General features: G+C 68.1%; 11 protein-coding genes and 1 tRNA gene. 4 read left to right on the forward strand and 8 right to left on the reverse strand.

The window, feature by feature from the left end; translation table 11 throughout:
• Positions 1–39: 39 nt before the first annotated feature.
• From ACN5KJ_RS05315 to ACN5KJ_RS05330, 4 genes are all read left to right on the forward strand, one after another.
• A complete protein-coding gene (locus ACN5KJ_RS05315) occupies positions 40–747 on the forward strand; it encodes a uroporphyrinogen-III synthase (protein ID WP_347166231.1) in 708 nt (235 codons plus the stop codon).
• Positions 748–785: 38 nt separating this feature from the next.
• Positions 786–2522: a COG4223 family protein gene (locus ACN5KJ_RS05320; RefSeq protein ID WP_418592443.1), complete on the forward strand. Its 1737-nt coding sequence runs from the start codon at positions 786–788 to the stop codon at positions 2520–2522.
• Between the two features lies 1 nt (position 2523).
• A complete protein-coding gene (locus tag ACN5KJ_RS05325; protein ID WP_418592445.1) occupies positions 2524–4068 on the forward strand; it encodes a heme biosynthesis protein HemY in 1545 nt (514 codons plus the stop codon).
• A 45-nt stretch (positions 4069–4113) separates the two neighbouring features.
• Positions 4114–4189 (forward strand) — tRNA-Thr (locus ACN5KJ_RS05330).
• A 577-nt stretch (positions 4190–4766) separates the two neighbouring features.
• On the opposite strand, the gene ACN5KJ_RS05335 is transcribed toward ACN5KJ_RS05330, so the two are convergent.
• The 8 genes from ACN5KJ_RS05335 to ACN5KJ_RS05370 all read right to left on the reverse strand — a co-directional run bounded on the left by ACN5KJ_RS05335 (position 4767) and on the right by ACN5KJ_RS05370 (position 13390).
• Complete coding sequence (locus ACN5KJ_RS05335) at positions 4767–5168, reverse strand: cytochrome c family protein (protein WP_347166234.1); 402 nt, start codon at positions 5166–5168, stop codon at positions 4767–4769.
• Between the two features lie 27 nt (positions 5169–5195).
• Positions 5196–6020: an S-formylglutathione hydrolase gene (gene fghA, locus ACN5KJ_RS05340; RefSeq protein WP_347166235.1), complete on the reverse strand. Its 825-nt coding sequence runs from the start codon at positions 6018–6020 to the stop codon at positions 5196–5198.
• A gap of 7 nt (positions 6021–6027) precedes the next feature.
• Positions 6028–7155, reverse strand: coding sequence for an S-(hydroxymethyl)glutathione dehydrogenase/class III alcohol dehydrogenase (locus tag ACN5KJ_RS05345; RefSeq protein ID WP_418592446.1), 1128 nt, complete (start codon positions 7153–7155; stop codon positions 6028–6030).
• Between the two features lie 460 nt (positions 7156–7615).
• The gene (locus ACN5KJ_RS05350) at positions 7616–9886 is read right to left on the reverse strand and encodes a PAS-domain containing protein (RefSeq protein ID WP_418592448.1); all 2271 of its coding nucleotides are present in this window, start codon (positions 9884–9886) and stop codon (positions 7616–7618) included.
• Complete coding sequence (locus ACN5KJ_RS05355; RefSeq protein WP_418592450.1) at positions 9886–11052, reverse strand: FIST N-terminal domain-containing protein; 1167 nt, start codon at positions 11050–11052, stop codon at positions 9886–9888. The genes ACN5KJ_RS05350 and ACN5KJ_RS05355 overlap by 1 nt, the downstream gene beginning before the upstream one ends.
• 15 nt (positions 11053–11067) lie before the next feature.
• Positions 11068–11787 (reverse strand): response regulator transcription factor, encoded by a 720-nt coding sequence (locus ACN5KJ_RS05360; protein WP_347166239.1) that lies wholly within the window; start codon positions 11785–11787, stop codon positions 11068–11070.
• Positions 11788–12047: 260 nt separating this feature from the next.
• A complete protein-coding gene (locus tag ACN5KJ_RS05365; RefSeq protein ID WP_347166240.1) occupies positions 12048–12641 on the reverse strand; it encodes an ABC transporter ATP-binding protein in 594 nt (197 codons plus the stop codon).
• Complete coding sequence (locus ACN5KJ_RS05370; protein WP_418592451.1) at positions 12638–13390, reverse strand: ABC transporter permease; 753 nt, start codon at positions 13388–13390, stop codon at positions 12638–12640. The genes ACN5KJ_RS05365 and ACN5KJ_RS05370 overlap by 4 nt, the downstream gene beginning before the upstream one ends.
• Between the last annotated feature and the right edge of the window lie 4 nt (positions 13391–13394).

Genomic DNA, 13394 nt, shown 5'->3' on the forward strand with positions numbered 1-13394 from the left:
CCACCGCCGGTGCTGTCCCACAATCCCGGGAGCCCCCGCTTGACCCTGCCCGTCCTCCTGCTGACCCGCCCCGAGGCGCAGTCCCGTGCCTTTGCCGCCACGCTGGCGGATGCCGGCCCCTTCCGCCTTGTGATCTCGCCGCTGATCGGCATCGCGCCCACCGGCGCGCTGCCCGACATGGACGGCTTCAGGGGGCTGATCTTCACCTCTGTCAACGGCGTCGCCGCCTATCGCGCCCTTGGCGGCCCGCCCCTGCCTGCCTTCGCCGTGGGCGAGGCCACGGCAGAGGCCGCCCGCGCCGCCGGGATGACGGCCCTTGCCGCCGACGGTTTTGCAGAGACGCTGATCGCCATCCTGAAAGAGCGCCGCCCGCCCGGCCCGCTTCTGCATATCCGGGGCCGACACGCGCGCGGCGACGTCGCGCCGCGCCTGACCGCCGCCGGGCTGCCCGTGGCGACGGCCATTCTCTACGAACAGCCCGCCCTGCCACCGACGCCAGAGGCCCGCGCCGCCCTGTCCGGACCCGAGACCATCGTCGCTCCGGTCTTTTCTCCGCGCACGGGCGCATTATTCTCCGAACTGGAGGTTCAGGCGCCGCTTCTTGTCGCGGCGATGAGCGAAGCGGTGGCCAAGGCGCTTGCGCCACTGCATAAACAGGACCTGAAGATCGCATCGCGGCCCGACTCGGCCAGCATGCGGGAACTGGTCGCGGACCTGCTTCGCCGGGCACGCGCGGGGGAGCATTGATCCGGCAGCACAGGCCGGGCGGGAAAGGATAGACGAACGTGGCACGATCGACACGGGGCAAGGGCGGCACCGGCAGCAGCACCCGCCGGAGCACGGCTTCAACACGGCGCACGACGCCGAAGAAGAGCAACGCGGCGGCAGGCGACGACACCGTGACCTCTGTCCCGGATACCGTTGACGGCGCCGACACCCCCGCCGCAGAGACCGCGACCACGGTCGAGGACACCCTTGGCGCCGAGGCGCCCGATACGCTCGGGGCCACCGAAACCGCCGACACCGTCGAAAGCGCTGACGCCACGGATACCGTCACGGCCACCGCAGAGCCCGCCGATACCCTTGGCGGCAACGCGGCCTCTGCCGACACGACCGGGGACACAGCCGCCGCCGCCGTCTCTGACAGCCTCGCGGGGGACGATACGGGCCACGCCGGTGCTGCAGAGGCGGACAGCGCCGCAGCGGAGGCCGGCGATACCGTGACAGGCGCCGACACGCTGGCCGCCGAGGGCACCACCACGGTCGAGGACACCTATGGCGTCGGACGCGACACCGTCGCGGGTTCTGACAGCCTCGGCGGTGCCGACACCGCCCCCGAGGAACCCGTCAGCGGCGCCGAGGACGATACGCTCGACCCGCCCCGCAGCGCGACCGGAGCAGAGGGGGAACCCCCCGTCACCGTCCTGGCCGGGGACGACACCCAGGCTGCCGCGGCGCCGGAACCCCGGATCATCGAGAAGACGGTGGTGGAACGCAGGGGCGGCTTTGTCCCGATGCTGCTGGGTGGCGTGATCGCCGCCGGGATCGGCTTTGCGGCGGGCGGCTTCGTGGGCTTCGGTGCCGACGAGGAAGAAGACCCCTTCGTGGCCGAAACCCGGTCCGCGCTTCAGGCGCAGGGCGACCGGATTGCCACGCTGGACGCCAGCCTGTCCGACCTTTCCAGCCGCCTGAGTGCGACCGAAAGTGCCCTGGGCGATCTCGACACCGCCCCGCTGGCGACCGCGATCACCGGCCTTCAGGACAGTGTCGCCAGCGGCGAAACCGGCCTTGCCGACCTTGGCACGGCGCTGACCGCGCTGGACGAACGCCTGACCGCGCTGGAAAAGGCGCCGGTGGCGGACACGGTCTCGCCCGAGGCGATTGCCGCCTACGAGCGCGAGCTTGAAAACCTGCGCAGCGAGATCGCGCGGCAAAGCGCCGCCATCGCCGCCGAACGCGAAGAGATCGAGGCACTGGCCCAGGAGGCGCTGGAGGCCGAGGCGCAGGCCGACGCAAAGGCGGTGCTGGCCGAAAGCCGCGCCGCGCTGGCGGAACTGACCGCGCGGGCGCAGGACGGCAGGCCCTTCACCGACCCGCTGGCGGTGCTTCAGGAAAACGCCGTCTCGGTGCCCGACGCGCTGGTGGCCAGCGCCGAAACCGGCGTGCCCACCGTGACCGCGCTGGCCGAAAGCTTCCCCGAACCGGCCCGCGCGGCGCTGCGCGCGGCCCGGGCCGCCGACACGGAGGCAGGCGGCGGTATCGGCGGCTTCCTGCAAAGCCAGCTTGGCGCCCGCTCTGTCACCCCGCGCGAGGGCGACGACCCCGACGCGGTGCTGAGCCGGGCAGAGGCGGCGGTCAAGGCGGGCGACATCGCCACGGCCCTGACCGAACTGGAGGCCCTGCCGCCCGAGGCACAGGCCGAACTTGCCGGCTGGACCGAACAGGCCACCCTGCGCCGCGACGCGCTGGATGCCGCTTCGGCGCTCGGCAAGGATTTGGATAACGAACAAGGGTCTGAATAATATGCTTTGGTCACTCACAAAGATCGTCGTGTTCGTCGCCCTCGTGGGCGCGTTGACCCTTGGCGCAGGCTACCTGATGGAAAGCTCTGGCGGGTTGCAGATCACCGTGGCGGGGATGGAATTCACCCTTGGCCCGCTGCAATCCGTGATCGCCGCGATCCTTCTGGTCGTCGCCGTCTGGCTGGTCTTCAAGCTGTTCGGCCTGCTGATCGCCGTGCTGAAGTTCATCAACGGGGACGAAACCTCGCTGTCGCGCTACTTCGATCGCAACCGCGAGAAGAAGGGCTATCAGGCGCTGTCCGAGGGGCTTATGGCGCTGGCCTCGGGCGAGGGGCGGCTGGCCATCGCCAAGGCGCAACGGGCCGAGAAATACCTGCAAAAGCCCGAGCTGACCGATCTGGTGGCGGCGCAGGCCGCCGAGATGGCGGGCGACCATCGCAAGGCCGAAGAGACCTACAAGCGCCTTCTGAAGAACGAGAACACGCGCTTCGTCGGCGTGCGCGGGATCATGAAGCAGAAGCTGGCGGCGGGCGACACCGACACCGCCCTGCAACTGGCGGAACGGGCCTTCGCGCTGAAACCCAAGCACACCGAGGTGCAGGACACGCTGCTACAGCTTCAGGCGCAAAAGCACGACTGGGCCGGGGCCCGCAAGACGTTGACCGCCAAGCTGAAGCACGGCTCGCTGCCGCGTGACGTCTACAAGCGCCGCGATGCCGTTCTGGCGCTGTCGGCGGCGACAGAGATCGACGACGCCGAGGCCAGCGGCAAGGCCGCCGAGCAAGCGATCGAGGCCAATCGCAATTCGCCCGACCTGATCCCCGCCGCCGCCATGGCCGCCAGGGGCTACATCGCGCAGGACCGCAAGCGCAACGCCGTGCGGGTCATCAAGAAGGCCTGGGAAAGCCATCCGCACCCGGATCTGGCCGCCGCCTTCGCCGCCATCGAGCCGAACGAGACACCGGACGAGCGCGTGAAGCGCTTTGCGCATCTCACCCGGATCAACCCCGAGCACCGCGAGACGAAGCTGCTGCGGGCGGAACTGAACCTCGCCGCAGAGCACTTCCCCGAGGCGCGGCGCGCCCTTGGCGATCTGGCCCAGACCGACCCGGACGCCCGCGTTCTGGCGATCATGGCCGCCATCGAGAAGGGCGAGGGCGCGTCCGACGCGGTGGTGCGTGGCTGGCTGGCCAAGGCGCTGACCGCGCCGCGCGGGCCGCAGTGGGTCTGCGACAACTGCAACACGATCCACGCGGAATGGACGCCGATCTGCACAAACTGCCAGGCCTTCGACACGCTGTCGTGGAAGACCCCGCCGCAGGCCGAGGTGGTGCTGCCCGCAGGCGCCAACATGCTGCCGCTGCTGGTCGGCTCCGGCGCCGACGAAACAGCCCCCGTGCCGGTCGAAGAGAACGAGGTGCCCGGCGTGATCGAGGTCGAGACCGCCGATCCCGGCGCGGATACCGTGGCGGCCCCGGCAGCCCCGGTGGCCGAGGATGCCGAGATCGTCGAGGACGAACCGCAGGCGCGGACGGCGGCAAAATAGCCCTTCCCCTTGGTCGGGCGGCCTGCTAAGAGGCCGCCCACCAGTGCCGCTGTAGCTCAGCTGGTAGAGCACGTCATTCGTAATGATGGGGTCGGGGGTTCGAGTCCCTTCAGCGGCACCACTTCCCAAAAGCAATCGCAAACGGCCCTGGCCCGACACGCCAAACGTCCGTCACCCCGGTCATGCGCCCCGCTTCGGGCGCCCTGTCCAGTTGCGCCAGCCAGGCCCCCGGACAACCGCGCGCGGCACAGGGCCCTCGCTGTCCTCCACCATAGGAACTCGCAGCCTCTCCGCAGCGCCGTACCTGCTGGTCATCACGCTGATGCCTCTCCGCAGCACCGGACCGCTTGCCGATCATGCTGACAGCGCCCCGGGGGCGGAGTCTGCGGTTGCCTCTGCGGCAGAAGGTCGGTGAAATCAGCGCCCTGTTGCCCGGGTCGCAGGCGGCTTCGGCGCCGACGCGCCTTGCGCCGGGCAGAGCCTTGCGGGCGGCCCGCGATGGCGGCGATGCCTGCCCGCCACCTATCCCCCAGGAAGGACGGGGCCATTCGGGCCCGGCGAAACGCCTGCCCGAAGGCTCAAGGCGCATGCGGCGTTGCATCTTGCCGCGACAGCTGCGCGTAGCGGCACGGGTCAGGCCGCGCCGCATGCTGTCCTGCCCGCCGGAAGACCCCGGCGGGCAGAACAAAGGGTTCAGGTCACGACCCGCCGTCTGCCTCTTCCGAGAAGGTGGCGAGATAGGCGATCACGTTCGCGCGTTCCTCTTCCTTGCGCAGACCGGCAAAGGCCATCTTGGTGCCCTTGGCATAGTCGCGCGGCTTTTCGAGGAAGGCGGCAAGCTCTTCTTCGGTCCAGGTCTTGCCCTCGGCGCCCATGTCGGCCAGCACGCTGGAGTAGCTGAACCCCTCGACGCTGGCGATGGTGCTGCCGATGATGCCGTTCAGCGCCGGGCCGACCTTGTTCTTGGCGTCCTCGCCCACCGCGTGGCAGGCCTGACACTTGCGGAACACCCGCTCGCCCTTCTCGGCATCCCCTTCCTGCGCGGCCACTGCGAGCGGCAGCAGGGTCACGAGGCTGGCGGCGATTGCTTGCTTGATCATGTTCTGTTTCCTGATTTCCGGTTTTGCTCAGTAGAGCCGCTCAGCGTGCCAGGCAACGTGATCCCCCGCGAAGGAGTTCACGAAGAAGTACGAATGATCATAGCCTTTCTGCATCCGAAACGTCCCGGGCTGGCGGCGGCGGGTCATCATCCCCGCGAGGGCTTCGGGCTTCAACAGATCAAGGAACTGATCCGCCCCACCCTGGTCGACGAGAATATCGCCTTGCCAGCCTTTGTCCTCTAGTAACAACGTCGCATCATGGTCCGCCCAGCTGGCCTCGTCGTCGCCCAGATAGGCGGAAAGCTGCTTGCGACCCCAGTCGGATTGCGTCGGATTGGCAATCGGCGCGAAGGCCGAGAGAGACTGGAACCGGTCCGGGTTGCGCATCGCGATGGTCAGCGCCCCGTGCCCGCCCATGGAATGGCCGGTGATTCCGTGACGGTCCTGCACCGCGAAGTTGCCCGACACGAGGTCGCGCAGTTCGGTCAGCACGTAGTCGTACATGCGGAAATGCGGCTTCCACGGGTCGCGGGTGGCGTTCACGTAGAACCCCGCCCCCTGCCCCAGATCATAGGCCGCATCGTCGGCCACCCCCTCGCCGCGCGGCGAGGTATCGGGATAGACCACGGCCAGCCCGTGCATCGCGGCATGTTCCTGCAGGCCCGCCTTGGTCATCGCATTCTCATGCGTGCAGGTCAGGCCCGACAGGTACCACAGCACCGGCACCGGCGCTTCGGCCGCCTGCGGCGGCAGGTAGACCGCGAAGGTCATATCGCAGCCACAGGCGTCAGAGGCGTGCTTGTATACACCTTGCACGCCGTCAAAGCTCCGGTTCTCGGAAATCGTCTCCATTGCGGCCTCAGAATTCCACGACGGCGCGGATCGACTTGCCTTCGTGCATCAGCTCGAAGCCGTGGTTGATCTCGTCCAGCGTCAGCTTGTGCGTGATCATCGGGTCGATCTCGATCTTGCCGTCCATGTACCAGTCGACGAACTTCGGCACGTCGGTACGGCCCTTGGCGCCACCGAAGGCGGTGCCCTTCCAGACCCGGCCGGTGACCAGCTGGAACGGACGAGTGCTGATCTCGGCGCCCGCCGGGGCGACCCCGATGATCACCGACACACCCCAGCCACGGTGCGAGCATTCCAGCGCGTCGCGCATCACCTTGACGTTGCCGGTCGCATCGAACGAGTAGTCGACGCCGCCGATCTGGTCGTTGCCGCGCTTGGTCAGGTTGACGATCTCCTGCACCGTGTTCTCGACCTTCGAGGGGTTGACGAAATGCGTCATGCCGAACTTCTTCGCCATCTCCGCCTTGTCGTCGTTCAGGTCGACGCCGATGATCATGTCGCAGCCCGCCATGCGCAGGCCCTGGATCACGTTCAGGCCGATGCCGCCCAGACCGAAGACCGCGGCGGTGGAACCGATCTCGACGCCGGCGGTGTTGATCACCGCACCGATGCCGGTGGTCACGCCGCAGCCGATGTAGCAGATCTTGTCGAAGGGCGCGTCCTCACGCACCTTGGCCAGCGCGATTTCCGGCATCACGGTGTGGTTCGCGAAGGTCGAGCAGCCCATGTAGTGATGGATCGGCGTGCCATCCAGCATCTTGAAGCGGGTGGTGCCGTCCGGCATCAGGCCCTTGCCCTGCGTGTTGCGGATCGCGGTGCAGAGGTTGGTCTTGCCGGACAGGCAGGACGCGCACTCGCGGCACTCGGGCGTATACAGCGGGATGACGTGGTCGCCCGGCTTCAGCGTGGTCACGCCCTCGCCCACTTCCAGAACGATACCCGCGCCTTCGTGGCCGAGGATCGCGGGGAAGATGCCTTCGGGGTCGTCACCCGAGCGGGTGAATTCGTCGGTGTGGCACAGCCCGGTTGCCTTGATCTCGACAAGGACCTCTCCGGCCTTGGGGCCTTCCAGCTCGACTTCCATGATTTCAAGGGGTTTGCCGGCCTCGAGGGCCACGGCGGCGCGTGTTCTCATCGTCTGTATCCTCTTATCGTGCCCACGGTTTCAGGGGCAGGCACGTCCTTGATAGCCACTATGGAAGGCCAGGGTATACCGAACAATGCAGACTATAGTTTGCATGACGCGGCCAGGGGCGGGACCGGGGGCCACCGGCATGGTTTCCTGGGAAAGGGGCTGGCCCGGAAGATCCTCTAGAGGCCTGTTTTCACTGAATTTCCGGGTGCTGCGCCGGTCACGACGGGCAATTGCCCCGCCCCTATCGATGGGCCCGCTGCGATTGCATCCATTGCCCGGGACCGCGCCTGCCGCGCAGACCGGCGCGGCCCGCGCCCGCCCCCCGCCGCAGGTCACCCGCATTTTTTCCGACACCACCCAGAGGCATGCGCCGCCATCCCTCCGCCTCCGCTGCGGCGCGTGGACAGCCCCGTCGTCCGCGCAACCGCAGCCACTGGCATTGCCTCGCCGCAAGCCGTCCTCAGCCAAGGCTGGGCGGCTGGCGCCCGCCGTCCCCCCCGGCATTGCCGTCAGCGGCGGCGGCGCGCTGCGCGTGTTCGCGGATCTTCCATTCGATCAGCGGGCGCAGCCGTGACACCTGCACCGGCTTGGTCATCACCGCAAAGCCCATCTCTTCCCCGGCCTGCCGCAGGCTTTCGCGCCGGTCGGCGGTGATCATGATGGCGGGCACCTCGACGCCGGTTTCGGCCCGGATCGCGCGGATCGCGGCGATGCCGGTGTCCTGATCGTCCAGCTGGTAGTCGACCAGAAGGATGTCCGGCGCCATGCCGATATCGCGCACATGCTGCAGGGCCTCGGCGGTGGAACCGGCGGGCAGGACGCTGGCGCCCCATGTCTCCAGCGTCTGGGTGGTGGCAAAGAGCACGTTGGCGTCGTTCTCGACGACCAGCGCGATGCGGTCCATCGGCACGTCGCCGATCACCGCCGGGCCGGGCTGCGGCTCGGGGATCAGGTCGGCGCCGTCGACCGGGTCGAATTCGATGCAGAAGACCGACCCGACCCCGATCTCGGAATGCATCCAGAGCCGGTGCCCCAGATGGCGGCAGGTGCGTTCCACGATGGACAGGCCCAGCCCCACGCCCGACCCCGACGGCACGTTCCCGGCGCGGGCGAATTCCTCGAAGATGCGGCCCTGGTCCTCTTCGCCGATGCCGATGCCGGTATCCCAGACCTGAAGCTCTATCTTGTCGCCGCGCCTGCGACAGCCCATCAGCACGCGCCCGCCGGGTTGCGAGTACTGGATCGCGTTCACCACGAGGTTCTGCACCGAGCGCAGCAGGTAGGTCGGGTCGGAGCGCACATGCACCGGGCAGGACACCATGCGCAGATCGACCCCGCGCTGTTCGGCCAGCGGCATCTGGTCCTCGAAGACGCCCTGCATGATCGACCCGAGGCTCAGCACCGTCGGATGCACCGTGTCCTGATCGCTGCTGTCCAGCCGCGAGATGTCCAGAAGCGCGTGCAGCAGTTGCTCTATCGAGGAAAACGCCCCCTTCAGCCGGTCGATCATCGGCGCGTGGACCGTATCCGCCGCGTTCTGCTTCAGCGTGGCGATCAGCAGCTTGGCCGCGTTGATCGGCTGCAAAAGGTCGTGTGAGGCCGCCGCCAGAAAGCGCGTCTTCGAGCGCACCGCCGCCTCGGCGCGTTCCTTGGCCAGCCGCAGTTCCTCTTCGACACGGGCCTTTTCCTCGTATTGCTGGGTCAGGCGCTCGTTGGTGCGGGTCAGTTCCGCCGTGCGTTCCGTCACGCGGTTTTCCAGCGTCTCGGTGGCGCGGTTTTCCAGCGTCACGTCCTTCAGTTCCACGATGAAGCCGCCGTCGGGCAGAAGGTTGGCCTGCAGGTCGAAGACCTGCCCGGTGCGGCTGCGCACCTGCCGCCGCACCCGGCCCTTCCGCATCAGCCGCTGGCGCCAGACGTCCACCTGCAACAGCGCGCGTTCCGCGATGTAACCCCGGCTGGACAGCAGGTGCAGCAGCCGCGTCAGGGTCATGCCCTTTTGCAGCGCCGTGTAGGGCAGCCCCGACAATTGCCGGAACTGCTGGTTGTGCATGACCACCTCACCCTCTGCCGAGAAGGTGCAGATGCCCGATGTCATGTTCTCGAAGACCGCCTGCAAATAATCGGCCTGCCTGTCGATCAGGTGCTCTTTCTCGCTGCGGTTCTGCCGCACGATAGAGGTGATCTCGGTCAGCAGCAGGATCATGTTCTCGGACGAGGTGCGCTGCACCGAAAGCTGATACCAGCGGTCGCCGGTCCGCTCGATCACCAGCGAACCGGAGGGGGCGGCCATGGCGGTAGACCCGATCTGCCGGTCGGTGGAGACCAGGTGCCGGCTGTCGCCCATCAGCGCGAAATAGCCCTGCAGCGACAGCCCCGGCGTCAGGCGCGGGGATATGTCGGGCAGGATGTTGCGGAACAGGTCGTTGCAGACATCCAGCCGCCCCTCGGTGAAGAGCGCAAAGCCCTCGCCCATGGCAGACAGCGCCTCGTCGAGGTTCTTGCGCGTGCGCTCGCGTTCGACCCGGACGCTTTCCAGTTCGGTCGTCGCGCGTTCCAGGTCGCGGTTCTTGGCGGCGACCTGCGCCTGCAACTCGATGGCCGACTGGAAGGCGCTGTAGGCGGTCTGGCCGATGTCGTTCTGCCGGGTGGCACGGCGCACCAGCGCGTTGATGATCTTGTTCTGCCGCTCCAGCCGGGTTTCCAGCGGTTCATCGGGGTCGATCAGGTTCATCAATGCAGACGGCTCCCCTCCGGATCGAAGAAGGCGATGCCGACGAAGGTCTGGTTCATGTGCAGCCCGCGGTGCTGTTCGCCGTAGGTATTGAAGCCGAAGACGCTGTGCCGCCGGAAGATGTCCGAGACCTGCGCGCCCAGCTGCTTCTGCTCGATCTCCAGCTTTCGCAGCACGCAGTCGAAGGCGAGGATGAAGTCGGGCGGCGCCCCTGCGGGCGTGCGCAGGTCCAGCTCTGCCTCCAGCGTCGGCAGGATCTCCTTGCCGCGCCCCAGCGTCATGATCAGCCCGTCGTCGATGGCGGCAAGAAAGGACATGGCCTGCGCCTCGTGGATGCCCGCGACGGCGCGGATGTAGTGGTTGTTCCTGTGGCAGACCAGCATGGGGTTCTCGGCGAAGACCTGCGGCGACAGGTCCTCGACCGCGCAGCCGATCAGCCGGGCGTATTCCTGCGCGGCGGGGGCACCGTTGATCTCCAGCACCAGCCGTTCCTCGGTCAGCGCCTGCGTGATCACCAGTTCGCGCCCGGCGGGCAGGAAATGGTCGAAGCTGAGGCCCTGGTACTGCAGGTTGGTTTCCACCAGCAGCAGCAGGGCAGCGTTGTCGTGACAGGCGCCGTCATGCAGGATCATCGTGCGGTCGAAGGACAACCCGTCCCCGGCGGAACCGCCGAAGACCGGGATGCCCTCCAGCACCGATTCCAGCACCGAGGCCAGCAGGTCCTCTTGCTTGGACAGCCCGTCGGCAAAGACCAGCGCCAGCCGGTTCCAGCCCGCGGTATGGGTGAACTTGGCATTCCGCTTGCCGACCGTTTCGACGATCGAGGCGATGGACAGCGGCTTCAGCGGCGTGAACAGCGCCGAGGAACAGCGGAAATTCTCGCGCCTGAAGGCGATCAGCAGCAGGGCGTCGTTCTGATAGCCCTCGGCGGTGATCTGGCCCGCCGTGGTGCAGCCGAAGACCGGCACCCCCGGCAGGTGGGCGTTCAGCGCTTCGGCGACGCTGTCGCAGTCCAGCGCCGCGGGCAGGAAGGCCAGCACGAAACAGGTATCGGGCAGGCTGATCCGGCCCGCCGCTTCCGCCACGGCGGTGCGCGGGTCGTCCGAATGGGAATGCGAGACCGTCACGTAGGAAGGCCCCTCGCGGGGGAAATCATCGTCGCGCATGGCAGTCCCGTGGTGTCAGTGGCACAGGAAGTTGCGGGTCTCGGGCTCTTCTTCCGTGGCGATGGCGCTGGCGCGCGCCGCCTCGACCATCAGCGCCGCCTGCGTGCGGTTGCGCACGCCAAGACGCCGCAGCAGGGCGGTGATATGGGCCTTTACCGTCGCCTCGGCCAGCTGCAGCTCGTAGGCGATCTGCTTGTTGGGCTTGCCGGCGCAGATCAGCTTCATGACCTTCTGCTGTTGCGGCGTCAGCGAGGCGAGGTTGCCTTGCAGGCCCTCTGGCAGGGGCTCTTCCCCTTCGCCTTCGTCGCGGTAGTCCTTGGGCACATGCTTGCGGCCCTTGGCGATCTCGCCCAGCACCGACTGAAGCTCTTCGACCGGGGTGTCCTTGGTCAGGAACCCGGCAGAGCCTTCCTGCATCAGCGCCGTGACCACGGCGCGCGAGGTCAGCGACGAGATCACCAGGATCGGCACGTCCGGCACCCTTGCCCGCAGGGTCACGAAGCCGGAAATGCCGTGCACGTCCGGCAGCTTCAGGTCGAACATCACCAGATCGGGGCGGAACCCTTCGTCCAGCGCCTTCAGCGCGGCGCCAAGCGACCCGGCCTTGCGGACGGTCACGCCGCGAAACACGCCTTCCAGTGCGGATGCAAGCGCGTCGATGAACAGCGGATGATCGTCCACGATAAGCACCGTGGAAACCGAAGGCCCCGAGTCGACCATCTTGAAGTGTTGCATGGCCAATCCTCCCCACCGGAAAGCTAGCCGAAATGCCCCGTAATGCAACCATCTCGCGCGGGTTTGCAGAGGCCGGGCGGAACGCCTGTTTTCCGGGCCTGTCGGATGCGGATGCCTGACGGGGCAGCCTGCGGCCCCTATTCCGCCCGCCGCAGAAGACCCGGCAGGGACCGGGCGCGGCCCGGCAGGTCGGGCAGCACGGCGCCGGGGCGAATGCGGTCGGCACCGATCAGCGACAGGGCCGGGACACGCGGCGCGCCTCAGGCCTCCAGCGTGGCGGGCTGGCCCGACAGCACCAGCACGCGGTCGGCAAGGCGGTCGGCCTCGGCCCGCGAATGGGTGACGAACAGGGTCGCGGGCCGGGTTTCGGCGATCAGCGCCTCGGTCAGGCCGATCATCTGAGCGGCCCGTTCCGGGTCAAGCGAGACGAAGGGCTCGTCCATGATCAGGAAGGCCGGGCGCCCGGCAAAGGCCCGCGCCAGCGACAGCCGCCGCTGCTGGCCCAGCGACAACTGGCCGGGAAAGGCATCGCCCCTGCCCGCAAGGCCGACACGCTGCAGCGCGGCCCGGGCGGCGGGCTTGTCCAGCCCCGGCTGGGTCAAGAGCAGGTTGTCCAGCGCCGAGCGCCACGGCAGCAGGGTCGGCTCCTGAAAGACGATGGCCGTGGCGTCGGGGCGCGTCACCCGGCCCTGAAAATCGCTGTCGATCCCCGCCACGATCCGCAGCAGCGTCGACTTGCCGATCCCCGAGGCCCCAAGCAGCGCCACCGTCTCGCCCGGCGCGACGTCGAAGCGCACGCGGCCCAGCACCTGCGTGGCTCCGAAGCGTTTCGAGGTGACGTCGACCGCGATCACGCCTGCCTCCAGCGGCGCACGCGGCGCTCCCAGGGTTGCAGCACCAGCCACTCGACCACCAGCATGACGGCGATGAAGGACAGGGCGTAGACCAGCACCATGGCCACGTCGAAAAGCTGGAAATAGAGGTGGATCTGGAAACCGACGCCCGAGGAGCGGCCAAGGAATTCGACCACCAGCACGATTTTCCAGATCACCGCGATCCCGGCCCGCGCCGCCCCGGTGATGAAGGGCGCCAGCTGCGGCAGGGTCACATGCCGCAGCCGCGACAGCGCCGACATCCGGTAGACCCGCGCCATGGCGTCGAGGTTGGGGTCCAGCGCCCGCGCGCCCTCGCGCACCACGGTCGCGACATTGGGGATCTTGTTCAGCGTCACGGCAAGGATGGCCGCCGTCTCGTTCAGCCCGATCCAGAGATAGCAGAGCACGATCAGCACCAGCGCGGGCAGGTTCAGGAAGACCACCAGCCACGGATCGAGCCAGCGATTCACCCGGTCCGACCGCCCCATGACCAGCCCCAGCGCGATGCCCAGCCCCATGGCCAGCGCGAAGGCCCAGGCCACCCGCCAGAGCGTCGCGCCAAGGTGGTAGGGCAGTTCGCCGGAAGAGGTCTCGCGCAGGAAGGGCTGCACCAGCGCCCAGGGCTGCGGCAGGATCTGCGGGTCGGCGGTCAGCGCCGCCGCCACGATCCAGAGCACCAGCAGCCCGACAAGCGACAGGGCAGAGGTGGCCGCAGGGGGGCCGGTCATCGGG

The organism is Ponticoccus sp. (in: a-proteobacteria), assembly GCF_048381735.1.

Bases quoted from the DNA above. Each gene is read 5' to 3' on its own strand.
- ACN5KJ_RS05360 (WP_347166239.1), bottom strand. From the start codon at position 11,787: ATGCAACACTTCAAGATGGTCGACTCGGGGCCTTCGGTTTCCACGGTG.
- ACN5KJ_RS05370 (WP_418592451.1), bottom strand. From the start codon at position 13,390: ATGACCGGCCCCCCTGCGGCCACCTCTGCCCTGTCGCTTGTCGGGCTG.
- ACN5KJ_RS05355 (WP_418592450.1), bottom strand. From the start codon at position 11,052: ATGCGCGACGATGATTTCCCCCGCGAGGGGCCTTCCTACGTGACGGTC.
- ACN5KJ_RS05335 (WP_347166234.1), bottom strand. From the start codon at position 5,168: ATGATCAAGCAAGCAATCGCCGCCAGCCTCGTGACCCTGCTGCCGCTC.
- fghA (WP_347166235.1), bottom strand. From the start codon at position 6,020: ATGGAGACGATTTCCGAGAACCGGAGCTTTGACGGCGTGCAAGGTGTA.
- ACN5KJ_RS05325 (WP_418592445.1), top strand. From the start codon at position 2,524: ATGCTTTGGTCACTCACAAAGATCGTCGTGTTCGTCGCCCTCGTGGGC.
- ACN5KJ_RS05350 (WP_418592448.1), bottom strand. From the start codon at position 9,886: ATGAACCTGATCGACCCCGATGAACCGCTGGAAACCCGGCTGGAGCGG.
- ACN5KJ_RS05345 (WP_418592446.1), bottom strand. From the start codon at position 7,155: ATGAGAACACGCGCCGCCGTGGCCCTCGAGGCCGGCAAACCCCTTGAA.